The sequence below is a fragment of the Mycobacterium sp. pUA109 genome, from assembly GCF_041287095.1.
Taxonomy (GTDB): domain Bacteria; phylum Actinomycetota; class Actinomycetes; order Mycobacteriales; family Mycobacteriaceae; genus Mycobacterium.
Genome location: NZ_JBGGKS010000017.1, coordinates 84,566 through 109,129, shown reverse-complemented (window position 1 = coordinate 109,129; position 24,564 = coordinate 84,566). Strand labels below are relative to the sequence as shown.

Below are 24,564 nucleotides of genomic sequence, written 5' to 3'. Positions count from 1 at the left end.
CATGCGTCCCGGCATTCGGCCCGGGTATGTGGAGCTCAAACCGACGAGAGTTGATGACCGTGAGCGGTGAAGAAGCGATCGTGCGAGACGTTCTCGCGATGTGGAGCACGGGCGTCGAAGGGGTCAAGGAGTCCTTCCGACAGCACGGCAGCCGGAATCTCGTGTGGTGGAACAGTGCCCGTGGTGCGCTAACTGGTCTGGATGTGTGCCTGCAGGCACTTGACCAGATGTTCGACGGCCTGGAGATCGCCGCCGTTGCCGTTCCGATTCATACCTTGTTCACCGCACCGGGTCGGGCAGTCGTCGAGAGATCCGACAACCTTTATCGTGGCGACGGCACCCTGATCGCTGAAATTCCAGTCACCGGAGTCATCGGGTTCGACGGCGCCAAAATGGTCGTTTGGCGAGATTACTGTGACGACTGGATGACGAAACTTTCGCTTGGCCAACCCGTCATGCCGGTGCCGGCGTCGGCCGTACTGTGATAGGGGAAATCCGATGAGTGATCGTGCGACCAGATCCGCCGACCGACCTCCGTCGACCGGATTCGATCATGGTGATCCGGAGTCGCCGTCGCGGATGCATCAGACACTGGCGGCACTACGAACTCGGTGCCCGGTCGGCTGGAGCGACAACTATGGCGGATTTTGGACACTAACCCGCTACGACGACGTAGTCGCCGCCGCCCGCGATCACACCATATTCACCACGACGCAAGGGATCATGATCCCGCCGACCGGGACGTCAATGCGGTTGGTGCCGGCAGAGTTCGACCCACCCGAGCATTCCGCATACCGCAAGATGGTGATGCCGTTCTTCACCAACAAAGCGATTGCGCTCAAGCAGGACATGATCACCGGTCTGGTTCGGGAGTGCTTCGACAGCTTTGCCGCCGAAGGACACGTCGACTTGGTTCCTGCTGTCTCCGACGCCGTACCACCGGCGATTCTGGCGCATTACCTGGGGCTGGACCCCGACCGAGCCGATGCCATGCGTCGGCTGATGATGGAGTATCTGTCGTCGGCGCGGACCAGCCACGATGTGAAGGTGGCCAGCGCCCAGCGGTTTGAGGCATTCGTACAGCGGGAAATCGACGAGAGAATCGACAATCCCGGTGACGACACCTTGAGCCAGATCATCCGCGTCGCACTGTCCGACGAGAACGGTGGCCCGCTGACACCCATCGCCATCCTGGGAATGATTCGGCTGATTATCTCGGCCGGTCACGAAACCACGGTGCACGGGATCAGCAGTTTGTGCTATCGGGTGCTGGCCGAACCGGGCCTGCGGGATCGTCTACTGCAGGATACATCACTGCGTACCACGGCGGTCAACGAGGCGCTGCGGCTGGACGCCCCCGTGATGCACATGGCCAGGACCGTGGTCGACGACCACGACATGCGCGGGCAACACCTTCGCGGCGGTGACAAGGTGATGCTGTGTTTCGGTGCCGCTAACCGCGACGACGAGATGTTCCCCGAACCTGACGCGTTTAGCCTGGAACGTCCACGCACACCCGCTGACGTCACGTTCGGCACCGGACGGCACCGCTGCCTCGGCGAGCACCTGGCCATGGCCGAACTCTCCGCTGTGCTCGACGAACTACTGACCAGGTTGCCTGATGCCACGATCGCTCCGGGCACCGAGATCCGCTGGACAGGTGGCGGCAACACCAGGGGGGTCGAATCGTTGCCGGTGATTTTCACACCGGAGAAATCCACTCCGTGACCGGGTTCCCTACTCTCCTGTCCCCGCTGCGGGTCGGGAAAGTAGAGTTGCGTAACCGCGTCGTCATGACCGCAGCGAGCATTAGCGAGCCGTGGCGCAACCCACTGCTGCCCGCCGACCCGTATATCGAATTCGCCCGGCGGCGGGCTGCAGGTGGCCTGGGACTGCTGATCACTCACCCCTTCTACGTCAACCCGTTCGGCGAATACCCCACCGAGCTTTTGGACCGACATGCACGGTTGGCAGCAGCTGTACACAGTGCGGGGACGCCACTCATCGTGCAGCTGATCCACTTTGGCGCCACCTTCCGTACCGATAACGACGTTCGGCGTCCGGCGCTGTGGGGCTTCGGTAATACCCAGACGCCCGAGGGCGAGCCCGTCCACAAAATGACCGGCGACGAGATCGAGCAAGTCCTCGATGCATATCGACGTGCCGCGCGACTGGTCGTGGATGCGGGCTGCGATGGCGCGGAAATTCATGGTGCGCATGGGTATTTGGTTCAGCAATCACTCACCCCGTGGAACAATTCGCGTGACGACGAGTGGGGGCCCACCGACACCGGCGACCGGACTCGGTTTGCGCGATGCTTGATCAGCCAGGTTCGCGCGGAGATCGGCCCTGACCGGATCCTCGGATACCGGACCGCGACCGACGACTTACGGGCCGTCGACGACGGGGGCCAAGGCCGCCAAGGCCTCACCACGGCTTTGCGGAGCCTGCTCGACACCGGCGAAATCGATTTGCTCAACACCACAGTCGGCTACGGAGGACCGAGCTACGACCGGGCGATCCCCAACTACCGGCAGCCCGAGGGCGCGAACATTCCTTACCTGCGGCGGCTGCGCGAAACACTGAACACGACGGTCCCGATGATCGGAACGGGGCGAATCGTCTCTCCCGGCACGGCCGAGGCGCTGCTCGCCCGAGGCGACTGTGAGCTGGTGGCAATGACCCGTGCGCACATTGCGGAACCCGATCTGGTGCGCAAGCTGCAGACCCAACAAGCGCACCGCATCCGCCCCTGCGTCGGAGCGAACGTCTGTGTCGACCGCAAACTCGGCGGTTCGCCCACCACGAGTTGCTTTCACAATCCGGAGGTTCTACGCGAAGAAGAACTGCGTGTACAGCCCAGCGCACACCACAAACGGGTTCTGGTCGTCGGTGCGGGACCGGCCGGTCTCAAAGCCGCCGAGGTCGCGGCGCGGCGCGGACACCATGTGCGCATCGTCGATGCTGGAACACGCACCGGGGGGCGATTGCGTGCGGTCGAACTCACCGCAGCAGCTGACCTGGCCAGCTCGCTGGATTATCTTGTCAACGAGTTAGCCGAGGCGCATGTCACGGTCGAGTTGGGTGTCGAGGTCACCGATGCCATGCTCACCGATCTCTGGCCAGATCACGTCATCCTGGCCACTGGTGCGACTTTCGCGCCGGATCTTGTCGGTGCCGCGCACATGATTAGCACTACTGCCGCGCTCACCGGCGACGTCGAGGACGATGTGCTGGTCTATGACTCGCTCGGCACCAATGAGGCTGCACTGGTCGCCGAGGCATTGGCCGTGCGCGGAAAGCGCGTCACCTTTGTCACTTGCTACGAGACTGTGATGCCCTTCGGGGGAATGCTTCATCGGTTCGAAGCTCCCCGCACTTGGCATCGGCGACTCACACGCATCGTCACCCAAGGAATACTCGGCGACCTCGACAATGGCGTGGCCACGATCGTGCGGCCAGACGGGCACACGATCACCGAACTCGAGGTCGGCTCGGTAGTTGCCGCGGTGCCGCTGCGCCCGGCGATAAGTTTGCTTCCGGTCGTGCGGGCACTGAAAATTGCGCACTCAATGGTCGGGGACGCCGTTGCCCCGCGGACGGCATTCGACAGCTTCAAAGAAGCTCATCAGGCTGCGATGGCGATATGATCTTGAATGACCTGCCAAGCGATCAAGCGGTACTGCCACGAAGTGTTCATCGGCTGCCTGCCGGCGCTAACGGCCCTCGCCCCCGCCCAGTCGCCCGGCCACGCCGACGCGAAGCGTTGATAGTCACCGCGTCGGACAGTTCGATGCATTCGACGATGTCCAGGCCGAGGTCACGCGCGATGGCACCGGATACCGGCGCGGACACCAGCGCCCGGAACCGCTGCACCCCCAGGTCTCGCAGGATCGCGGCGGCAACGGAGAAGTCGTGTTCGCCGCGCGCAGCAACGGTGTGGGATGCCCCGCGGCGATGGGCGAGCACCTGATCGATCGTCACCACGGGGAGCCCGTGCTCGACGGCGAAGTCGAAGACCTGCGCATCCCGGGCGAGATCGCCGTGCGGGCCAATGAGTTCGGCGAGCACCGCGGCCGGCCGGAGGCCAGCCAGCGTACACAGGTCCATGCCCGCCTCGGCTGGGCCGACATGGTCAAGCACGCCATGCGGTCGTGCCCGCAGCCGCAACACATGTCCGGGCCGGCGCAGGTCCACCGGACCGGATCTGCAGGTCAGCCAGGATGCGGATCGCCCGGGCACGGTCGGCGGCAGAAATACCCGTCGTGACACCGACGGCCGCGTCCACGGCGACGGCGCTGGCCTCACTGCGCGGCAACGTCGCCATTGGCGGCAGGTCCAGTTCGTCGCACCGGTCCGCGGTCAGCGCCGCCTGGATCATTCCGGAGGTGTGGCGGACGTAGAAGGCGATTCGACCGGTCCTCGCGTGTTCACCCGACATCAGCAGATCGGCGGCCCCATCGGGTAGCAGCAACACGACGATGCCACCTGACTGCAGCTGCCGCAGGGCGGGGTTGAGGTCCGGGATGCTCACCCAGCCATATTATCAAACGCTGTTTGGTAACGCCATGTCCAATAATTAGCCCCGCATGGCAAACCGGCGTTTCACAGCCGCTAAGTCGTGCCGGCCTCCACCACCGCTGGCAACCAGCGCGCCTGGCGCTCCTGCACCGCTGTGTCGATCGCATCCAAGATGCTGGTGATGACCAGGTCGTAGATCTCATCGGAGGACAGACCCCGCTCGGACATCGCCTTGGCCAGCGCCGGATACTGGCCGGTGTCGATATCGTGGCGGAGCTCGGGCGTGTAGCCCTGTGTCTCGTGCAGCACGCTACCGATGGCGAACAGTTCGAGTGCATCCAACAATGGCATCACCGCCGCACTGGGAACACCTTCCTGCATCAAACGCTCCGCGGAAGTGTCCAGCATGTGCGCACCCATCCCCAGCGAGCGCTTGCCGACGATTAGCGGGACCAGCGCCGGATGCTGCAGTAGCGCTGCGCGCAGCTTGCGGGCATTCTCGGGCAGCCAGTGACGCCAGTGCTCCTCAGACTTCTCTGGGGTGCGCACGTCGGCCAGGGCGAATTCCGCAGCGCCGATGAGGATCTCGTCCTTGTTTTCGAAGTGGTGGTAGAGGGATGCGCCGTTGACGCCGAGCTCGCTGGCCAGCCGACGGATACTGAGTGCCTCGAGTCCGTCCTCGTCGATGATGGCCAACGCCGTTTCTAGGACGTTCCGCCGCGAGATCAGCGCCACCTTCGGCCGGCCCATACGTACCCCTCCCGTGGTTCGCTACCAGAGTAACCAAACGCGGTACGCCACCGCCACTCAACACAGCCTGCAGATAAAGTCGAGGATGGCTGATGTGAATGGGTCGTTCGCATCGCCAGCAACCATGTGTCCGGCCCCGGGTATCTCCGCATACTCGGCATGCGGTACCGAGTCACAGAAGTCGGCCACTCCGGTTCGGCTCACCACGTCACTGAGTTCGCCACGCAGAAGCAGTGTCGGTACCCGGACACCGGCGGCCGCCCGTGTCGCCCGCCCGGTCAGCTCCTTCCGCATATCGGCAGATGGGGCAGTGTCCATGATGGCCGGGTCCCAATGCCAGTACATTCGCCCGTCGGAGCCTTTCCGAAGGTTCTTCGCCAGCCCCGACGTTTCAGTACGACGCGGCCTTCCGGGTAGGTAGGCGGCCACCGCCTCGGCGACGGCGTCCACGTCATCGAACCCGTCCGGGTTCGCCCGCATGAACGCTGCGATCCGGTCCACGCCGTGGTCCTCGATCCGCGGCACCACATCTACCAAAACCAGAGCCGCGACGGTGGAACGACCACCGTCCGGTTGTTCGCCGACGTGGGTCAACGCCGTTATACCGCCCAACGACGCGCCAATCAGGGTCGCGGGGCGACCCAGCTGTGCCGTCAGGGCAGCCAGGTCCGACACATGCGCATCGATGCTGTAGTCGCGGTCGAGCGCACGATCACTATCGCCGTGCCCGCGCAGATCCACACAGATGGCCTCCATGCCGATGGCCGCGATTCGCTCCGCGGTCATTCCCCAGGAATGGCGCGTCTGCCCACCTCCGTGCAGCAGCACTACCGGCGGGCCGTTGCCGAGCCGCTCGCCGACCAGGCGGATGCCATTCGCACCTATCCACCCGAACCGTCGGGCCGTCATTGCTGCGACGTCACGGTCGGTCGATCCGACCCGTACTTCCTCTTCAGCTCGGCCTTGGGGAGTTTACCGGTGACGTTGCGTTCGAATGGCTCTACCACCACAAAGTCGGCGGGCACCTTGTACTTGGCCAACCGCGTTCGACAGTGCTCGGCGATGGCCACGGTGTCGACGACCACGCCGGGTTTAGGAATGATTAGTGCGCGGCCCACTTCGCCCCAGCGCTCATCGGAGATCGAAATTACCGCGGCGTCCGCGACGTCAGGATGCTCTTGCACAACACGTTCGACCTCGGCCGGATAAACGTTTTCCCCACCGGACTTATACATGTCCTTGAACCGGTCGACCATGGTCAAAAAGCCGTCCGCGTCCTGCGTGAGCGCGTCTCCGGTACGAAACCACTCCCCGACGAACGCTTCGTCCTCGTCACGGTTGCGTCGCCAGTAGCCCGGCGTGACAGCCGGCCCGTGCGCCCACACCTCACCGGTCTGGCCTGGCTCGACATCCTGGCCGTCCGGACCGACAAGCCGAAGAGCTGTGTATTGCACCGGAAGTCCGCAGGAACCGAATTTCGTCAGGCTAGCCGCAGGCGGGACCACACTGACGATCGGACCCATCTCGGTGGAACCATAGCCTGTACTCAGCGGCCAACCCCGATCGTGGAACGCATTGAGAACCTCCCAATTGAGGGACCCACCGCCAATCTGGCCATGCCGCAGGTGACTGAAGTCGGCGTCGGCGAATTCAGAAACCGAGCTCATCACCTGGTACATGACGGGCGCCGCGGAGAAGTGCGTGATACCCCTGTCAGGGTCGGCAAGCAGCTCGACAACGTGAACAGGATCGAAACGGTGCGCCACCACCACCGTACCGCCCAGCGCCAGAACAGGATTCGTCATACTGTTGAGTCCGGCGGCATGGAAGAACGGCAGTACAGCGAGGTAGCAGCTTGTCGAAGACAATTCGTAGGGCTGTAACGAGTTCAACGTCTGGTAGTGGAGCGTCTGGTGGGTGCAGATCGCGCCTTTAGGTCGGCCAGTTGTTCCCGAAGTGTAGAGCAACTGAACGGGGTCGGTGAGGCGGCCGACCGAAGCCGCGGCGCGGGGGGCGGCAATGGCCGCACCAGCGACGAGGTCGTAACAGGTATCGAGCGCAGCCCCAGTTGCAGCCGCACCTACCGCACCGTGAAACGAGGCCAGCTGCCGCACACCCGCGGCAGCGGCAACATCGACCGCGACCTCGCGCATGCCGACGTCGTAAATCAAAACAGCCGGTTCCGAGTCAGTGCACAAGAATTCCAATTCGGCGCGCGCCAGCCGGAAATTCAATGGCACGAAGATAGCGCCGAGGCGCATGCAGGCGAACTGCACGATCAGCACCCAGGGATCGTTGTTCGCCAGTACGGCCACCCGGTCGCCCTTGCTGACGTCCAGGTCGTCGGCCAATGCACCGGCAAGCCCGGCAACCCTCTCTTCGAGGGCACGCCACGTCAGCACCGCACCGGTCTGGGCGTCCTCAATCGCGGGCGCATCGGGTCTGCTGCGGCGGTGATAACTCACGACATCGGCGGCAAAATGATCAATGCTCATTATTCGTCCCATACGTTTCACTGCAGCTGCGGAATCACCGCGCTACCAATAAGTTCGACCATATCGCGGTACTCGCCGGCGGGCTGGCCCCCCATGTCTATGTAGACCAGGTTGGTGTCGCTGGACAGTAACTGCGACCACGCGTTCAGCCGGTCGGCGACCTCAGCGGGACTGCCCACAATCGCGGGGCCACGAGTGGTGAGAAACTCGAAGTCGAAAGGCTTCTTGATGAACGGCGGCGGGTCGGGGTTAACGCGAGAAATGATTGTCATCATCAACTCGAAGTAGTTGCGGTAGCGTGGTTCCCACCGCTCCCTGGCCGCCTGGCTGGTGTCGGCTACGTTCACATGCCAGCAAGCGCCGATCCGGGGCGGACGCGGATGGCCGTAGGACGCGAATTTCTCCCGATAGCTGTCTACCACCGGCTTGAACATCTCGGGGTTGCCGAATGCCGAGGGCAGCATCAGGTCAAGGCCGAGCCGGGCCGCCAGTTCCGTCGAAGACTCCGATGCGCCACCGCCGATCCACACCGGCAGTGGACCCACCGGCGCGGGTTGCACCGTGAAGTCGCTAATCGGCGCACGATGCCGCGACCCAGGCCAATTGATCTCCTTGCCAGCCCACAATTGGGTGAGCAGCTCGACGTTCTCGGCAAACAGCTCATGGGAGTCGGCCAACTGCTGGCCAAACAACGTGTAGGTGGAGACGAAGAAATTGCCGCGTCCCACCACAACCTCACAACGCCCACCCGACAGGGCATCCACGGTCGCGTAGTCCTCGGCCACCCGGATCGGATCAAGGTTTGCGGCCAACGTCACCGCGGTGGACAACCGCAGCCTGGTGGTCCGCTCCCCGATCGCCGACAGGATCACCGGTGGAGCCGACGTCGTGTAGTCCAACCCATGATGTTCCCCGACGTGCACACCGTGGAAGCCGACTTGGTCGGCCGCCACTGCTGCCTCCACAATCGCACGGTGTCGTTCCGCCGCGGTCTCGGTCCTGCCGGTGACCGGGTCGGTGACCACATCTCCCAACGACATCAAGCTCAGTTTCATCTCGCCCTCCTGTGAAATCAGATCGATAGCGGTTTCGTTAACGCGAGCACGGCCCCGGCGCGCACGGTATGCCAAGGGCGTTCACAAAGCCGCGAACCCGTGCCGTTCCATCCAGTCGTAGACGTGGTCGACGGCATCCGACAGATGCGATCGCTGGTCCTGACCGCTGAAATAGTGGTTGGCCTCCGGCAGATCGACGCGTTCCTTGTCCTGATGAGCGACGGCGTCAAACACCTGCGACTGGTGGCTGGTGGGAACGGCGTCGTCGGCGCCGTTGCACATCAACAGAACCGGGATCGATACCCTCGGCGCGGCGTCGCCCGCGTCGACCTGGGCGGTGTCCAGCCCCCACTGGGACAGCCAGCTACGCGCGGTGGTGAAACGCATCAGCGCGCCCGGGCTGGTGTTGGCGACTTCGGGGTCTCCAAGGTAGCTCCAACGGGGCCTGCGCCCATTGGGTTCGATCGTGGGGTCCAACCAGCGCGGGTCAGCCATCGTGCCATGGACCACGAACGCATGCTCCGCGTGCGGGCGGCCCGCTCGACCGAACTCGTCCAGCTTTTCCTGGGCGAACGCGGTGATCCGGCGATTTCGCTCCCGCTGCCGCTCGCGGTAGGCGGCTAGGAAGTCTGCCGAGTACGGCGGCTGGTTCGGGTTGGCCGGATCGTACAAGTCAAATTCGACATCCCGATTGCGCTCGGGCGCCAGCTCGTCGGTAACCGAAGCATCCAGGAACTCCGTCAGCAGGCGGTGGCGGCTGCGCGGGGCGGCCAGCAACAGCACCCCGTCAGCGGGTGCAAGCGCTGTCTCGGCCAGCGGCGTCGGCTCGCCGGCGGCAGTCTCGGCGATGGCCGGCTTCTCCGCTTCGGCCTGATAGCCCATCATCGGCGAGCCACCACCACTCCAGCCGGCCAGCACAACCTTGGCGTATCCCAGCCGTTCCTTGGCGTCGCGGACGCAGGCCCCGACATCGAGGAGGTGGTTCTCCATCTGCAGCGCCGAGTCTCCTAACGAGTACCGGTTGGCGCACCCTATGACGTGGACCCCGGTGCGAGCCAGTTCCGAGAAAAACGGTAGGTAGCCCGGCGAGCCGATGGGGTGGGACGCCACGACCACCGTGTCGGAGTCATGTTGCCCACGCAGCAGTTGAGCCTGACGTACCACGTTGTCGCCGATGGTCCCGTACACGTCTTTGCGGACGGACTGCTCCTTTGACACCACTAGGTACGGGGTGCGCCGGTAGCTGGTCCGCGCGACCCGGACTGGTTGGGCGCTCATGCACCCCTCGCTTCCACAACGCTGCGCATCCGATCACCTCAATCTTTCGCTACGACCGCTCGGCTAATCTTAACCATACATCGTTTGGTTTGGGAAGGCCGCTACCGCTCCGCCGCCCCCTCATCCGGGCGCTTGTCGAGAAAGTCGCGCACCACCGCGCGGAGCTGCCCGGCACCCTTCCCCGGCAGCAAACGTCACATGCTCACCTACATCTCGTCAGCCGATAACGTCGAAAGTCAGCTCCAGACTTTCGGGGCCGTTGGCAATGCCTGGGGCCCAACGGACCTCGGTATCGGGGTTGGCAAAGCGCAGGTTGGTGACTCTCTTGAAGAGCTCTTCGAATGCGACAGCAATCTGGATCCGCGCGAAATGAACTCCCAGGCAACGATGCAACCCTAGCCCGAACCCGGCGTGTCCACCGCGCCGCAGGTCGAACCTCAGGTTTGCGGGATCGTCGAACTGCGCCTCGTCGCGGTTGGCCGAATCGTACCGAAGGAGTACCTGTTCGCCCTGTTTGATCTGCACCCCGCCGAGTTCGACATCCCGGGTGGCCCGTCGCCCAAGACAGCCGACGGGCGACTCCAGCCGGATGAACTCATCCATGTCCTGGCGGATCCAGGCAGGGTCCCGCACCCGTTTTTCCAGCTCGGGCTGCTTGGCGAGGTGGTAAGCGATCGATCCCAACGCGCCGCGCGTGGTGTCGAGGCCACCAAGGAACAGGACGGTCACTACCCCGAGCCGCTCCGCATCCGTCAGGTGCCTGCCGCCCTCCACCGTGCCCGTGGAAATAGCGTTCAACACGTCGTTGGCATCGGTAGGGTTTTGCGCACGTTCAGCGAGGTACTGTCCGGACAGAACAACAAGCTCGAAGTAGGCCTCGTCGGTACCCTCGATCGCCACTCGGACCACGACCTCGGCGGCATGCGCCATCTTTGCCGGATCGTCTTCGTTGAAAACGGCTCTCGACAACGCGTTTCCGACGAATGGGCCGGCAAACTCCTGGATAAAGTCGAATCGGCCGTTGCGAATGAAGGACTCGATGAGGTCGACGGCATTCTTCCGTAGTTCGGGCTCGAACTTCAGCAGGAAGTTGCGGCCGAACAGCGGGTTGAGGATCTTGCGCAGATCGGGTTGGTAGGGCGGATCGGAGTCCAGCGGATTCAGTCCCACCGGAGACGGCCGGGGCGCGACGCCGGTCGACGAGAACAGCTCCGGGTCTTCGAGGACTCGCCGCACGTCCTCGTAGCGGGTTACGGTGTACTGTCCACCGCCATCACCATCGGTATGCGCGACAGGGCATTTGCTGCGAGCATACGCGAAGACGTCCCACTTGATCTGCTCGTGCTCCGGGTCCCACATGTTGTAGTGCGGAAGGATCTCGGCGGGGTTGACACCAAAGTTGGACTGCATCTGCCTACTCTTTCCTTCACTTGAGAGATGAACATGCGGCTCGCCAGCTAGCCATCGTTGTTCGGTTAGGGCAATATCCTCAGAACGTGATCATGCCGCGCATGATGGTTCCACTGAGCAGGTCGTCATAGCCCTCGTTAACCTGGTCGAGGGTGTAGGTCTTGGTGACTAGCTCCTTGAGTTTGAGTTGCCCCCGTTTGTACAACGAGAGCAGCCGGGGCAAATCGGCGTGCGGATTACACCCGCCGAATACGTTGCCGACGATCTCCTTTTGACTGAGGATCACATCCACCAGCACGACATCGACGTTAGTGACGTTTGGATTCGCGACCGATGTGAGGCATGCCCGCCCGCCCTTGCGGGTCAGCAGCATCAGCGGCAGCAACATGTCGCCGGTCATCAGACTCGCCGTCATGATGGTCTTGTCGGCCATCACACCGTTGGTCAGCTCGCTGACCAGTGGCATCGCGTCCTCCATGGACGCGGCCGAATGGGTGGCGCCAAGCAATTCAGACTGTTGTCGGCGGAACGGAACAGGATCGACCGCGACGATGATCTCCGCGCCGGCGATCCGTGCCCCCTGGACCGCACTCGACCCGAGTCCACCGCAACCGACCACAACCACGGTATCTCCCGGACCGACCTGGGCGCGGTTGACTGCCGCCCCGAATCCCGTTGCCACACCGCACCCCACGAGCGAAGCCAACTCCAGCGGGATGTCATCATCGATCTTTACGCACGAGTCTTGGTGGACGACGGCATACGGGCTGAAGGTTCCCAGCAGCGACATCCGACCCAGTCCCTGCCCGCGGGCATGGGTGCGTGGTTTGCCGTCCGCGATGGGCAATCCAGCCATAATGACGGCGCCGTGGTCGCACAACACAGAGTTGCCGCTGGCACACCAACGGCAATGCCCACACGCCGGCATGAAGGCCATCACCACATGATCGCCCGGCTTGAGCCGTGTCACCCCGGCCCCAACCTCCTCAACTACCCCCGCACCCTCGTGGCCGCCGACGAGCGGGAGACCGATCGGCATGTCTCCCTTCACCCCATGGTCGTCGGAATGGCACAGGCCGCTGGAGGCCAGCCTGACACGCACCTCGCCGGGCATCGGATCGTCGAGTTCGACTTCCTCGACACTCCACCTCTGTCCGACCTCCCACAGGATCGCCGCCGTTGTCTTCACTGGTTCTCCTTATATGAGTAGGGAAGCCAAGAGCGCCAAGCAACTGCAGACCGGCGGTGGCCGGCAGGTGAGAACACCTTCCAATGCTGGCTCTACCGGGCATCGAACTCGATCGGCAGTGCATTGAGGAGACGACTCATCCCGGGCCGTCTGGACAGTTCCGTCCCAGGAGCGAGCCGGATGTTCGTGATCCGTTCGAGTAGCGTGTCGATCGCGATGCGAATCTGTTGTCGCGCAAGGTGCATCCCGATGCAGCGGTGCACGCCCATTCCGAACGCGACATGCGGATTTCGTTCGCGGTCGAAGCGGACTTCGTCTGGGCGCTCGAAAACGTCAGCGTCCCGGTTGGCGCTGGCGAAGTGCACGAGTACCCGGTCACCCGCGTGCAGCTGGGCACCGTTGAGGTCCACATCGCGAGTCACGATGCGTCCCATCGCGCCCACCGGTGAGCTGTGGCGCAGAAATTCGTCCAAGACGGTGCGCTCCCATCCGGGCCCACGAAGTCGCTGCTCGAATGAAGGATCGACAGCGAGTTGTAGCAGCATGTCACCGATCGCGACCTTCGTGGTATCCAAGCCGCCGATGAACAGAACTTGCACCACGCCGACGCGTTCGGCATCGGTCAGCGGACGGCCCGCCACCGTGCCGGTCGTGATGGCTTCGACGATGTCTCCCGGCCGCGAACTAGCGGTGCGTTCTTCGACGAACCCGACCATGAGCTGATAAAAATCCAGAACCCCTGAAATGTCGCCGGTGATGAAGCGCTCGTTGCAGGCTGCGGCCTCGCGGAAGAGTCCCCCATCGTGATCTTCGAAGATCACCGATGCCAACACGTTCGTGACGTAGGGATTGGTGAAGTCCTGCATGGCTTCGCACCGGCCCGACCCGATCCACGTCTCCATCGCAGCGACCGCGATATCGCGTACCCGCTCATCGTTGGCCGCGAGCTGCTTCGGATGGAAGAACGGGTTCAGCAACTGCCGGAAGTCGTGCTGCAGGGGCGGGTCCGTGTCGAGAGGGGGCAGCAGCACGCCGCCGTTACCGGTGATGTTGGTGTACTCCGTGGAGGAAAAGGTCTCGGGGTCGGTGAGTACCCGCCGAACGTCCTCGTACCGGGTCACGATGTAATAGCCACCGGTGGCCGAGGTGTGTGGCACCGGGCAGTGCTGGCGCGCGTAGCCGAGTATCTCCTCCCACCGGTCGCTCTGTTCCTGCTGGAAGAAGTCGAAGTCGGGCAAGAGGGCAGCGATCCCACCTTCGTCGGGCGGCTGAGCATCGCGGCTGGTCGTGTCGGCCATCGCGCGTCCTCCCTGATGTGCTGTACCGCCGGTGTCTCTACGAAGCCCATGAGCTGGCTGTGTCGCATCCTTGCGAACCGAGTAACTGGGATCACATAGGCGATTAATCTAACGATGATTGTCTACATGCACAACCCGCCCCCGCCTCGGCTGGTGGTCGCGTGAACCGGCCCGGCACCTACGAGACACTTCGAGCGGCTCGTCCGCGGCGGAACGCTCGCCAGCCACCGCCCCGACGCAGGTCGCGCAATATCGCTCGGGCACCAAGCAGGCCCGGCGTACCGGTCACCGCGGCACCGGGATGGGAACCGGCACCGCCCAAGTACAGGCCCAAGACGGGCGTCCGGGAGCCGCTAGACCCGCGGCCGGGCGCAGTGGTCCCATTCGGTTGAGCGTCCAGGCTACGTGGCTCTGGGACTCGGCTCCGATCTCGGCAGCCATCTCCTGGTTGGTAAAGCTCGAGCGCCCGAGTTCCAGCTCCAGCAGGTCGCCATAGAACACCGCGGCACGGTCGACCGTGTCGGTGACCGCCCGTTGTCGCAATTCGGCCGTCCAGCCGCGCTCCGGGTGAGCGGGGGTAGTGATGTTGATGAGGTAGACGGCATCCTCGCCCGGAGGCGCCTGAGTGGGGTCCGCCGCGGTCGGGATCGCGTTGTAGAAGCCGATGTCGGCGACGTCAGGCAGCAGGCCCGCCGCGGCACGCCGGTAGCGCATCGGGGATCCGTTGGGTGCCGCTGAGGGGGCGCAGGCAGTCAAAGCGGTGCACGAACGCGAGGATCAGCATCTGCACAGCGGAGCCTGGATACGACGACGGGTACAGACAACCCGACGCGACATGCAGCGCGCTGCGCACGACTGGGTGCTCGAAGTCGGCGATGACATCGCGCCCGGAGCCGACGAGGAACGCCGCGACGTCTGCCAGCCGCCGACGGTGGCGCAGTGCGCCGCGGGCCGCGCCCGCTAGCGCCGTTACATCGGGCCGCGGTGGGTTCGTCGCGAACAAGGGCAGTGCAATATCACAGGCCGCCGTAAAGAGTGCGGCCAGCTCGAGATAGGCGTCGGCATCGGCGCGCGAAAAGCGGCGGATGTCGGCTACGGTCCGTTGCGGATCGCGCCAAAAGGCGATCGAGGCACCGTCGGGATGCAGGTAAACGAAGGCTGGATCGATCGTCACCCAGCGCAAGCCGTGCTGGTGGAGCGCCAGCTCGGCGGCCGGGACGCTATTGCACCAGAAGATGGGGTCGACTGCGCAGTGGTTAATCAAGTGGTGCGGCGCCGTCGGTATCGCGTAGTCGGAACGTGTCATGCCGCCGATCACTGGCCGCCGCTCCAGGACGACGACGTCGAGCCCGGCGTCAGCCAGGTAGTTGGCGGCGACCAGCCCGTTGTGCCCGGCCCCGATCACCACCACGTCGCAATCCGGTGACGGCGCAGCATCCATCGGAGCGACCCCACCCGGTGCCGCGCTCACGGGCCGCCCCCCAGGTCGGACAGCAGTGCGCGGCCGCGCAACAGATCAACGTCGATACCCGGATGCAGTTGCCGATCCAGTCGTCGGCCACCATAACGAGGACTCCCAGGCTCGCTTGGGCCCCGCAACCGGCGAAGACGAAGGCGTTTGTCTCCGTAGCGGATCACAATCGCCTCAAGACTGCGCGCACCGCTCATTTGACGAGTACGATTGATACTCTACGTTACCGTCAATCATGGGTCGGCTAGCTGTTGGCCCTGCAGTTTCAAGCGGCGTTAGGTTGAAAGCTCGGCGACGGGATAGGGGCCTCTATGCATGTGCTGCTGTTAGGTGCAACCGGGAAGGTCGGCGCGCCAATTCGAGAAGAGTTACGTCAGCGTGGCCATGAGGTGACGGCGGTGGCACGGGACGGATCCAGCCTACCTGCTGCTGACGCGGCACTACATCACCGGATCGGAGACCTCTTCAATAGCAGTTTCCTCAAGGACGCCGCGCAGGGCACGCAGGTCGTGCTGTGCTCAGTGGCACTGCGTGACGCCGCCCAGCGTAACCGGACCCCTCTAACGCTGATGCACACGGCGGCTTGCGCCGCCCTTGGCGAGGGCGCACGGCTCGTCGCCCTCGGAGGTGCCGGCAGCCTCCGGGGTGCCGCAGGCATCGACCTGGTAGACACCCCAAATTTCCCCGAGGCCGCCAAGCGGGAGTCGCTCGGATTCCGTGCGGCGCTGCGCGATTTGATCGACGTGGCCCCGGCGGAACTGGAGTGGACCGTCGTCTCGCCCCCCGCCTCGATCGAGTTCGACAGACCACGCACCGCCAACTATCGAACCGCCGATGACGACCTCATCGTCGATGCGGCAGGTGTCTCGCACATCTCCGCCGCCGACCTTGCCGTCGCCGTGGTGGATGAGGTGGAGAATCCCAAACACCCACGCCGACGCTTCACCGTCGGATACTGAACCAGCCATAGCCTGAGTATCCGCGTGGGGTTGACTTGTCCTCTTGACTCCGCAGGCCAAACATCGTTAGATTACTGCCATCCGGATCATGGGCAAAGTGCTGAACCCCACGATGTCGTAGCCGTCGATGATTGGCGGTGACGCGTTCGGCGGATGTCTCGATCGAGATCGGTGCTCACGTCGCCTGGCCCGAAACCGGCCTAACTCAATCACGCGTCCCAGCTGGAGTATCGCAGCCCGAGGAGAAATTGATGACAGCTGACGACCCGATGACCGTTCGCTGTCCGACGATCGACTACGCCCTCTCCGGCGAGGGTCGCGCCACAGCTACCGAATGGAGTGGCGGCGGCAACACCCGTGGGCCCGCGAAGCTCGAGGTGGTGTTCACTCCGGTTCCCCGATGAGCGCTTACCAGCATGTCCTGAGCCCAATGCGGATCGGCCCCGTGCAGCTACGCAATCGGGTGGTGCGCACCTCCCAGGGCAGTGGACTCGCAGTGGACCAGTTGGTGAGCGACGACATGATCGCGTTCTTGGTCGCCCGTGCTCAGGGCCGGGTCGCGCTCGCGTTCGCCGACGTCGCGCAGATCCACTGGAGTTCCCCCGCGATGCTCGACCTGAGCAGTGACCGCGTCCTGCCAGGGTTAACGAAGCTCACCACTGCAGTTCATGCGAAGGGGATGCGGCTGTTTCAGCAGATCTGGCACGGCGGTCCGACGCAGATAGCGTTGGATAGCTCGGCGCCCTGGGCCGCGTCGCATGTCCCCGACCCGGGGCTGGGCATGCTGCCGATGCCAATGACCCACTGCATGATGGACGAGTTGACTGAATCCTTCGTTGGCGCCGCTCTCCGTGCCCGCGAAGGAGGGATCGACGGCATCGAACTGCACGCGGGGCACGGCTACCTCTTCTCCAGCTTTCTGTCGCCTGCGACCAATCTGCGTAACGACGACTACGGTGGTCCGTTGGAGAATCGCGCGCGCTACCTGGTGGAAGTCCTCGAGGCGGTACGGGCCGCGGTTGGTCCGGATTATCCGGTTGGCCTGCGGATATCCCCCGACGGTCCGAAAGACCAAACCACTCCGTCGGATCTGATCACACTCATCTCGATGCTGGAACGTGACGCCCTGATCGACTTCGTGGACGTGTCGCTCGGGTCGCATTACGCACGCGACCTGCTGATCGGCGGCGCCCATCTGGCCCCGGGCTACATGCTGCCCATCAGCGAGCAGATGACCCGCGCTACCTCCCTGCCGACGATCGTCGCCGGCCGGATCACCACCTTGCAACAAGCCGATCAGATAGTGGCCTCCGGCGTCGCTGACCTCGTTTCGATGGTCCGCGCCACCCTGGCCGAGCCCGAATTGATCACAAAGACGATCAGCGGTCGTAGCGCCGAGATCCGCCCCTGCATCGCATGCCTGCAGAGCTGCGCCGGAGGACTCAACACCCGTGGGCGGGCCATGTGCACCATCAACCCCGCCGCCGGCCGTGAGTTGACGCACGGTGACAATGCCATTTCACGGCACGCGCCGGGCCTGCGGGTGGTCGTGGTCGGGGGCGGCCCGGCGGGCCTGGAGGCGGCGCGCAGCGCGGCGATCGCGGGTCACCGCGTGACTTTGCTCGAAGCGGACGACGCGCTGGGTGGGCAGCTGCGGCTAGTGCCGCCCACCCGACCCGAGGTCGCCGGCTTGCTCGCCTTCTACGCCAACGAAATGCGGTTACACGCCATAGATGTCCGGCCACGCACCCGCGCCGACGTCCAGACGGTACGGGGGCTGTCACCCGACGCAGTGGTCGTCGCGACGGGCATTACCCCCCGCCGTGATGGATTCCAGACTTTGCGACCCAACCTGCCACTTCCCGGGATCGACCAGGTCACTGTGCACACCGGCGGCGACGTCCTCCGTGGAGCCGACCTCGGACATACCGTCTTGCTGCTCGACGAGAACGGCCACTACGAAAGTACCGACGTCGCACAACGGCTCATCGACACCGGTCACCGCGTGCTGATGGTGAGCCGATACGCCGTGGTGGCGGCAAATCTGGAGATGCGCTGGGAGATGATCGGCAGCCCACTTCTAGCGAAGCTGTTGCAGGGCGACTTCACGTTTTTCCCACGAACGGTGCTCCACCAGCTCGCGCCCGGATCGGCCCAAGTGGCCCCAGTTGAGGCCCCGCACCGGATGCAGGCGCTCGCCTTCGATGATGTGGTCCTGATGAGCGGAGGGATCCCAGATCGGAAACTGCAGCAGGAGCTGGCGGGGATTTGCCCTGTGGTGCGAGTGATCGGCGATGCAAACTCGCCGCGGCGGCTGGAGATCGCCATCGTCGAAGGGCGTCAGTCAGTCGATTCGCTGCACCTCGACTGGGTCCGCCCCGTCGCGCGCTACGGCTGGGGCGGAAGCGCCACATGAAAGATGCTGCCGGGACCCAAAACCACCATAACCGAGCACCGCTTGGTAAGCTGCTGGAACGGAGATCCGCACACCGGTGTGACCATTCGGTCGCGTGTCCGCGATCTTGGACCAGATAGTCCGAAGGTGAAGTCGGTGTGGATCATCCGACGATCCACAGACAATTTACCCCGCATCATGTCGCGCGCGGAGAGAAGGAACTCAGCATGCCTACCCCTACAGTGAACGCCCTGGCCATCATGCGATCGGCGATCGGGGCCAGTAGTTGGCTAATGCCGATCACCGTCGGCAAGCTGTTCGGCATCGACGCGTCAAAAGACGTCAGTGCGGCGTTGTATCTGCGCCTGGGTGGTACGCGTGACTTCGCTTTGGCCGCAGGCCCCCTTGTCACCAATGGGCTGCATCGACGCAAGATGCTGGGAGTCGCCGCGGCCTGCGATGTCGCCGACATCGTGGCCACCGGGATCGCGAGGCGGCGCGGCAAGATCTCGTCGTTGGGTGCGGTCCTGATGGTCAGTGCCTCGCTGGCATGTCTGGGATCAGCGGCGAAGGCGATCACCGAAAAGGGACCGGCCTGAACCAACCCGGGATGGAGGCGACCAAGTGGTACAGCGATACGATCTGGTGGTTGCTGGCGGTGGCCCGGCGGGTTCGGCGGCGGCATGGCAGGCCGCCCAGGCCGGGGCTCGGGTGGTTGTTCTCGACAAGGCCAGCTTTCCGCGTGACAAACCCTGCGGTGACGGCCTGACCCCGCGCGCCGTCAGCTATCTGCAGAAAATCGGCCTCGCCGGCGAAGTCGCCAAGTTCCACCGCGTTAACCGAGCCAAGATTTTCAGCCCGACCGAATGGGATTTGTCGTTCCCGCGTCGCCCGGGAATGCCCGACCACGGTCACGTCGTCCGTCGCAGCGCGCTGGACGCTTTGCTGCTCAACAACGCCGAGTCCGCGGGTGCGACAGTGCGCCAGTCCGCTGAGGTCATCGGACCGATCGTGGATGGCGAAGGCAGGGTCAGCGGGGTGACGCTCAAGAGTGGGGAGAGGGTGGCCGCCGACGCGGTGATCGCCGCCGACGGCGCCTACTCACCCGTCCGGCGGGCGCTCCGGTGCGACTCACCGCACAAGAGCTACACCGCGATCGCGATCCGCGCCGAGATGTCGGCCAACCGGCCCGACGCTGACAGCCTCGACATCTATTTGAAGCTGAGGTTCCAGGGCGATCAGCTCCCCGGATACGGCTGGGTGTTCCCGCTCGGCGGGGGCCGCGTCAATATCGGGCTCGGCTACGTCAACAGCTACAAAAACTGGCAGGCCATTAACGCCACCGAATTTCTGGGTGATTTCCTCGACACTCTGCCCACTGAATGGGAGCTGCCGCCGATCGAGGAGCTGAAGAAATCTAAAGTCCTGCAAGCCTGGCGGCTGCCGATGGGCTTCACCACGTGGCCGCCGTGGCGACCGGGTGTGCTGTTCGCCGGCGACGCGCTCGGTGCTGCCAGGCCGGTGTCAGGCGCAGGTATTTCCAAGGCGCTGCAGTCCGGGCTGGCTGCCGGTGAGTGCGCTATCGCGGCGTTAACCAACGGCGGGCCCGACGACTTCACCAACTATCAGCAGCGCGTCCAGGCGACGTGGGGTCGTGAGTACCGGCGCGGTCGGTTCTTCCACAAGCTGGTCGGCATCCCGGCGATCGCCAACGCAGGGCTCACGGCGCTGGATCGGGTGAGCCACCCCGGTTTCCGTGCGCGCCTGCTCTTCTGGGAAGAATGGCGTGACCCCGACCAGCGGTTCGACGAGAACTCCAAGACCAACCCCGCCGATACAGACCGCATCAGACGCGATCGGTATGAACCACCTGCGACTCCGTGAACGCCAACAATCCTTCCACCCCGTTCTCCACACCGACGCCGCTCCACTTGGCGCCGCCAAAAGGCACTGTCGGCAGTAATGCCGCATGGGTGTTCACGAACGTTGTACCGCATTCGAGGTTCTCAGCGATATCGCGCGCCGCATCCTCGTCCGCGCCCCACACCGAACCGCACAGGCCGTACATCGTGCTGTTCGCCCGCTCGACCGCATCCTCAATCCGCGAGTAACGCAGGATCGGCAACACCGGGCCAAACTGCTCCTCATCGACGACGGGCACACCCTCGGTGACATCTGCCAGGATGGTGGGCTGAAAATAGTAGCCCGGTCCGTTGATCGCGCTACCGCCGGTGACGACGCGTGCCCCCCTTGCGACGGCGTCCTGCGCTAGGCCCTTTACTCGTTCGTATTGCGGCCGGGTGGAAAGTGGCCCCATCTGCGTGTTCGCATCTGTCGGATCGCCCACGGCGATCGCGGAGGCCCCCGCGCCAAACGCCTCGACCGCCGCGACGTAAAGCGAGTCAGGTACGTAGACCCGTTTGGGCAGCGCGCATGCCTGACCCGTGTTGAAGAAGGCGGTGCCGAGAATCTTCGGGACCACCGATGCCAGATCAGCATCGGGCAGGACGATAGCCGCGTCGTTGCCGCCAAGCTCCAACGTCACTCTCTTGAGGTCGGCGCCCGCCGTTGCCGCAACACTCTTGCCACCGGAGACCGAACCAGTGAAGGTGATCTTGCGGGGAAGTCGGTGGGCGACCAGTGCACGTCCAAGATCGTCTCCACCGGAGACCACATTCACCACGCCCGGCGGCAGCACTTCGCCCATGATCTCACCCAACAACAGAGTGGCCATCGGCGTGAAGGGTGAGGGCTTGACGACGACAGTGTTGCCGGCGAGTAACGCGGGTGCGATCTTCCACATCGCCAGGCCTAGTGGGAAGTTCCACGGCGTGATCGCACCAACAACACCGATCGGTCGATATGCGACTTCGATCAATGCCTTGCTGTCGTCCTGCAGTACGCGTCGCGGAAATTCCATTCCGGCGAACACCTGCAACCAAGCAACACATACGTCCGGCTCAGTGACTGCCAGCGATGCAGGCTTGCCCGTCTCTGCGATCAGCGCCGTCGTAAGATCGTCGCTCGCGGCAGCAATCGCGTCCGCAAGCCGCAGCATCGCTTTGCGCCGCTCGCCTTCGCTCACCCGCCATGAATTCCCGGCGGCTTCCGCAGCTTCGAGCGCTTCGTTGAGTTGTTCCGCCGAGCAGTCCGGCGCTTGAGCCTGCACTTTGCCTGTCGCAGGATTGATGACATCGTAGGTCGACTGAGCGCGGACTCTGTTCCCGTTGATCGTCATCGTGACCATGTTTCGCCGTCTCCTTACTGGATTCGTTGCCAGGCAATCCGGAACCAGCCGAGCTAGCTGACCTCGGGGGCCCACCGACCTCGCAACTAAGCTAATGTTGATTAATTTTTGGGGAAGATTCGGCCGCGGCCAACTCTGCGTCCCGCTTCTCCAGTTCGAGGCGCGCGGCGAAATACGGCGACCGGTGATTCACGCTCTCGTAATCGGGAACCTGGGCCGGGGTGTCGTCCGCAAGCAGCTTGACGGCCTCCTGCTCATCCGCCTCAGTCAGCGGCTGCGTGTCGAAGGTCCACTCGACCAGTGTGCCGTCAGGGTCCCGAGTGTAAATGGAGTGAATGAACTCGTGCTTGACCTCGGCCACGTTGTAGCCGTAGTCAAGCCAGCGCTGCTTGCGTTCCTCCAGGGCGCCGATGTCGCCGCAGTCAAAAGCAATGTGGTTGATCCAGTAGGGCAGGCCGCCGCCCATGCCGCCCTGCCACTGGCCTGCTTCGACGACGACCCCCTCGATGCCCCGGAGGTCCCAGATCGCGAACAGTTCACCGTCCCCGGTGTCGTAGAAGATGTGCTTGGTCCAGCCGCCCTCCGGAGTCTGGCGCTTGACCACTTTCTTCAGCGTGAAGCCCATTACCTCGGTATAGAACTTATGGGATTTCTTGACGTCCTTCGACGCGACGGCGACATGATGAAATGCCATGACGAGATCCTTATCCGTGTTGGCGACGCTCGGGTGCTACGGCGGGCAACGAGGCGTTTGCGACAGCTTCGATCCCGGTCCTGCATCCCGCCCGCGAACGCAGCCGCTAACCAGGCGACGCCGCTAGGCAAACCTAACAACATTAGGCTAGTTTGAGCAAGGGGAAGTGAGCCCGTCGGCGCTGGACGTTCGTCTAGTGAAACCTGCCAAACACAGATGATCGGAGAACAGGGCATGGGATTCGGTGGTCACGACTGGGTCTCCTATCACGCCGACCACCGACCCGACGCACTGGTCTTGGGCTGCGTCGAGGACGGCCGGCGTATTACGTGGAGCGAGCTGGATGCCCGCGTCGGCCGCATCGCCGCGGTTCTCCGCGATCTCGGTGTCGGCAAGGGAGACCGTGTCGCCGCCATCGCCGAGAATGACCCCCGCGTCTTCGAAGCCCAGTTCGCGGCGATGCGGCTTGGAGCACTCTTCGTACCGCTGAATTGGCGGCTGACGGCCCACGAGATGGCGGAGATCTGCGTAGACGCCGAACCCACCGTGATGATCCACGACGCTGTCTGGGCCGAAACCGCCGCGGCGGTGGCCGACAAGGCACACATCCGGCAGCGGCTCGCGTGGTGCACGGCCTCACGCGCCGGGATCGTCGATTTCGAGGACGCCGTCGCGACCGCCCATTACCTGCCGCCGCGCGCCGATATCAACCTCGACGATACGACTCATATCCTCTATACGTCCGGTACCACCGGCAAGCCGAAAGGCGCCTTGTCCACCAACGGCACACTCGCTTGGCAAGCGCTAAACGGCGCCCACACCACCGGTTTCTCCCAGCCGGACTGCCACCAACTGAACCCCATGCCGCTGTTTCACGCCGGCGGTCTGAACGTGCTGGCTAACCCGATCCTGTACTTCGGTGGTGCAGTCACGACGATGACCAGGTTCGTACCCGACCGGGTGCTAGCTGCGCTTACCGGTTCCACGCCGCCGGTCACTCACTTTGCCGCGATCCCACTAATGTACGAGGCGATGGCGGGTCTGCCGGAGTTCACCGAGGCCGACTTCAGCCATGCGCGTCACTTCCTCATCGCCGGAGCAATCGCAACGCCCCAATTGCTCCAGACCTGGGCCGACCGTGGCATCCCACTCCAGCCCCAGTACGGCGGCACCGAGATGGGGCCCTTGGCAACGGCACTGGACGACGAGGCGGCTTCCTTACCCAAAGCATTGCAGGGTTCCACGGGTCGTGGCGCGGTCCACACCGATATCCGCTTGGTCGACTCGTCGGGCAACGATGTGCCCGACGGCCAGACCGGTGAGATCTGGCTGCGCGGACCGAGCATCACGGTGGGTTATTGGCGTAAGGATCGCGAAGACTTTTTTACCGGCGACTGGTTCCGTACCGGTGACGCAGCCTGGCGTGATACCGATGGCTTCTACTATCCGGTCGGTCGCACCAAGGAGATGTACAAGTCAGGCGGGGAGAACGTCTACCCGGCCGAAGTGGAGGCCGTCCTTGGCCTGCATCCCTCGGTGGCCGAGATCGCTGTCGTCGGCGTACCCCACGACAAATGGGGCGAGGTCGGATTGGCGGTGGTTGTGCCGGTCGCCGGTACCACCCCAACCCTTGCGGATCTGCATACCTTCGCCGGCGACAAACTGGCGCGGTTCAAATTACCCAAGCAGCTCACGCTCGTTGCTGAGCTTCCCCGCAACGTCACCGGCAAGGTCTCCCGGCAGCGGTTGCGCGACGCCTACCTCGACAACTAACGCTGAGGTGAGGAATGCACGCGGCGCGG

At 64.0% G+C, this 24,564-nt stretch carries 23 protein-coding genes; 9 read left to right on the top strand and 14 right to left on the bottom strand.

Annotated elements, in window-relative coordinates; translation table 11 throughout:
- Window positions 1-53 precede the first annotated feature (53 nt).
- The 3 genes from ACAG26_RS19540 to ACAG26_RS19530 all read left to right on the top strand — a co-directional run bounded on the left by ACAG26_RS19540 (window position 54) and on the right by ACAG26_RS19530 (window position 3,650).
- Window positions 54-485 (top strand): limonene-1,2-epoxide hydrolase family protein, encoded by a 432-nt coding sequence (locus tag ACAG26_RS19540; RefSeq protein WP_370484719.1) that lies wholly within the window; start codon window positions 54-56, stop codon window positions 483-485.
- Window positions 486-723: 238 nt separating this feature from the next.
- Entirely contained in the window at window positions 724-1,728 is a 1,005-nt protein-coding gene (locus ACAG26_RS19535; protein WP_370484718.1) for a cytochrome P450, read from the top strand.
- Window positions 1,725-3,650, top strand: coding sequence for an NAD(P)-binding protein (locus tag ACAG26_RS19530; RefSeq protein WP_370484717.1), 1,926 nt, complete (start codon window positions 1,725-1,727; stop codon window positions 3,648-3,650). The genes ACAG26_RS19535 and ACAG26_RS19530 overlap by 4 nt, the downstream gene beginning before the upstream one ends.
- 46 nt (window positions 3,651-3,696) lie before the next feature.
- On the opposite strand, the gene ACAG26_RS19525 is transcribed toward ACAG26_RS19530, so the two are convergent.
- The 12 genes from ACAG26_RS19525 to ACAG26_RS19470 form a co-directional block, all read right to left on the bottom strand.
- The gene (locus ACAG26_RS19525; protein WP_370484762.1) at window positions 3,697-4,173 is read right to left on the bottom strand and encodes a 3,4-dihydroxy-2-butanone-4-phosphate synthase; all 477 of its coding nucleotides are present in this window, start codon (window positions 4,171-4,173) and stop codon (window positions 3,697-3,699) included.
- A complete protein-coding gene (locus ACAG26_RS19520) occupies window positions 4,136-4,534 on the bottom strand; it encodes a 3,4-dihydroxy-2-butanone-4-phosphate synthase (RefSeq protein WP_370484716.1) in 399 nt (132 codons plus the stop codon). The genes ACAG26_RS19525 and ACAG26_RS19520 overlap by 38 nt, the downstream gene beginning before the upstream one ends.
- An 80-nt stretch (window positions 4,535-4,614) precedes the next feature.
- Complete coding sequence (locus ACAG26_RS19515) at window positions 4,615-5,271, bottom strand: TetR family transcriptional regulator (protein ID WP_370484715.1); 657 nt, start codon at window positions 5,269-5,271, stop codon at window positions 4,615-4,617.
- A 57-nt stretch (window positions 5,272-5,328) separates the two neighbouring features.
- Window positions 5,329-6,180 carry an alpha/beta fold hydrolase gene (locus ACAG26_RS19510; RefSeq protein ID WP_370484714.1) on the bottom strand — a complete coding sequence of 284 codons (852 nt, stop codon included), beginning with the start codon at window positions 6,178-6,180 and terminating at the stop codon, window positions 5,329-5,331.
- Window positions 6,177-7,766, bottom strand: a complete 1,590-nt coding sequence (locus ACAG26_RS19505; RefSeq protein ID WP_370484713.1) for a class I adenylate-forming enzyme family protein — start codon at window positions 7,764-7,766, stop codon at window positions 6,177-6,179. Before ACAG26_RS19505 ends, ACAG26_RS19510 begins: the two co-directional genes overlap by 4 nt.
- A 17-nt stretch (window positions 7,767-7,783) precedes the next feature.
- The gene (locus ACAG26_RS19500) at window positions 7,784-8,791 is read right to left on the bottom strand and encodes an LLM class flavin-dependent oxidoreductase (protein ID WP_370484712.1); all 1,008 of its coding nucleotides are present in this window, start codon (window positions 8,789-8,791) and stop codon (window positions 7,784-7,786) included.
- Between the two features lie 111 nt (window positions 8,792-8,902).
- Complete coding sequence (locus tag ACAG26_RS19495) at window positions 8,903-10,099, bottom strand: alpha/beta hydrolase family protein (RefSeq protein WP_370484711.1); 1,197 nt, start codon at window positions 10,097-10,099, stop codon at window positions 8,903-8,905.
- Between the two features lie 216 nt (window positions 10,100-10,315).
- Window positions 10,316-11,509, bottom strand: coding sequence for a cytochrome P450 (locus ACAG26_RS19490; RefSeq protein WP_370484710.1), 1,194 nt, complete (start codon window positions 11,507-11,509; stop codon window positions 10,316-10,318).
- A gap of 79 nt (window positions 11,510-11,588) precedes the next feature.
- On the bottom strand, window positions 11,589-12,698 hold the full coding sequence (locus tag ACAG26_RS19485) for an NDMA-dependent alcohol dehydrogenase (RefSeq protein ID WP_370484709.1): 1,110 nt from the start codon (window positions 12,696-12,698) through the stop codon (window positions 11,589-11,591).
- A gap of 92 nt (window positions 12,699-12,790) precedes the next feature.
- Window positions 12,791-13,996, bottom strand: coding sequence for a cytochrome P450 (locus ACAG26_RS19480; protein ID WP_370484708.1), 1,206 nt, complete (start codon window positions 13,994-13,996; stop codon window positions 12,791-12,793).
- Between the two features lie 285 nt (window positions 13,997-14,281).
- The gene (locus tag ACAG26_RS19475; protein ID WP_370484707.1) at window positions 14,282-14,710 is read right to left on the bottom strand and encodes a hypothetical protein; all 429 of its coding nucleotides are present in this window, start codon (window positions 14,708-14,710) and stop codon (window positions 14,282-14,284) included.
- Window positions 14,673-15,437 carry a phytoene desaturase family protein gene (locus ACAG26_RS19470; RefSeq protein ID WP_370484706.1) on the bottom strand — a complete coding sequence of 255 codons (765 nt, stop codon included), beginning with the start codon at window positions 15,435-15,437 and terminating at the stop codon, window positions 14,673-14,675. Before ACAG26_RS19470 ends, ACAG26_RS19475 begins: the two co-directional genes overlap by 38 nt.
- Window positions 15,438-15,778: 341 nt before the next feature.
- Here ACAG26_RS19470 and ACAG26_RS19465 point away from each other — a divergent pair, with 341 nt between their 5' ends.
- The 5 genes from ACAG26_RS19465 to ACAG26_RS19445 all read left to right on the top strand — a co-directional run bounded on the left by ACAG26_RS19465 (window position 15,779) and on the right by ACAG26_RS19445 (window position 20,705).
- A complete protein-coding gene (locus ACAG26_RS19465) occupies window positions 15,779-16,426 on the top strand; it encodes an NAD(P)-dependent oxidoreductase (protein WP_370484705.1) in 648 nt (215 codons plus the stop codon).
- Window positions 16,427-16,677: 251 nt separating this feature from the next.
- Entirely contained in the window at window positions 16,678-16,830 is a 153-nt protein-coding gene (locus ACAG26_RS19460; RefSeq protein WP_370484704.1) for a hypothetical protein, read from the top strand.
- On the top strand, window positions 16,827-18,842 hold the full coding sequence (locus tag ACAG26_RS19455) for an FAD-dependent oxidoreductase (protein ID WP_370484703.1): 2,016 nt from the start codon (window positions 16,827-16,829) through the stop codon (window positions 18,840-18,842). Before ACAG26_RS19460 ends, ACAG26_RS19455 begins: the two co-directional genes overlap by 4 nt.
- A 137-nt stretch (window positions 18,843-18,979) precedes the next feature.
- Complete coding sequence (locus ACAG26_RS19450) at window positions 18,980-19,420, top strand: hypothetical protein (protein ID WP_370484702.1); 441 nt, start codon at window positions 18,980-18,982, stop codon at window positions 19,418-19,420.
- Window positions 19,421-19,445: 25 nt separating this feature from the next.
- Window positions 19,446-20,705, top strand: a complete 1,260-nt coding sequence (locus ACAG26_RS19445; RefSeq protein WP_370484761.1) for an NAD(P)/FAD-dependent oxidoreductase — start codon at window positions 19,446-19,448, stop codon at window positions 20,703-20,705.
- Here ACAG26_RS19445 and ACAG26_RS19440 read toward each other — a convergent pair.
- Both ACAG26_RS19440 and ACAG26_RS19435 read right to left on the bottom strand, forming a co-directional pair.
- Complete coding sequence (locus ACAG26_RS19440) at window positions 20,668-22,068, bottom strand: aldehyde dehydrogenase family protein (RefSeq protein WP_370484701.1); 1,401 nt, start codon at window positions 22,066-22,068, stop codon at window positions 20,668-20,670. The genes ACAG26_RS19445 and ACAG26_RS19440 overlap by 38 nt on opposite strands.
- A gap of 91 nt (window positions 22,069-22,159) precedes the next feature.
- Window positions 22,160-22,762: a VOC family protein gene (locus tag ACAG26_RS19435; RefSeq protein ID WP_370484700.1), complete on the bottom strand. Its 603-nt coding sequence runs from the start codon at window positions 22,760-22,762 to the stop codon at window positions 22,160-22,162.
- Between the two features lie 216 nt (window positions 22,763-22,978).
- Here ACAG26_RS19435 and ACAG26_RS19430 point away from each other — a divergent pair, with 216 nt between their 5' ends.
- Entirely contained in the window at window positions 22,979-24,535 is a 1,557-nt protein-coding gene (locus ACAG26_RS19430; RefSeq protein WP_370484699.1) for an AMP-binding protein, read from the top strand.
- Window positions 24,536-24,564 lie beyond the last annotated feature (29 nt).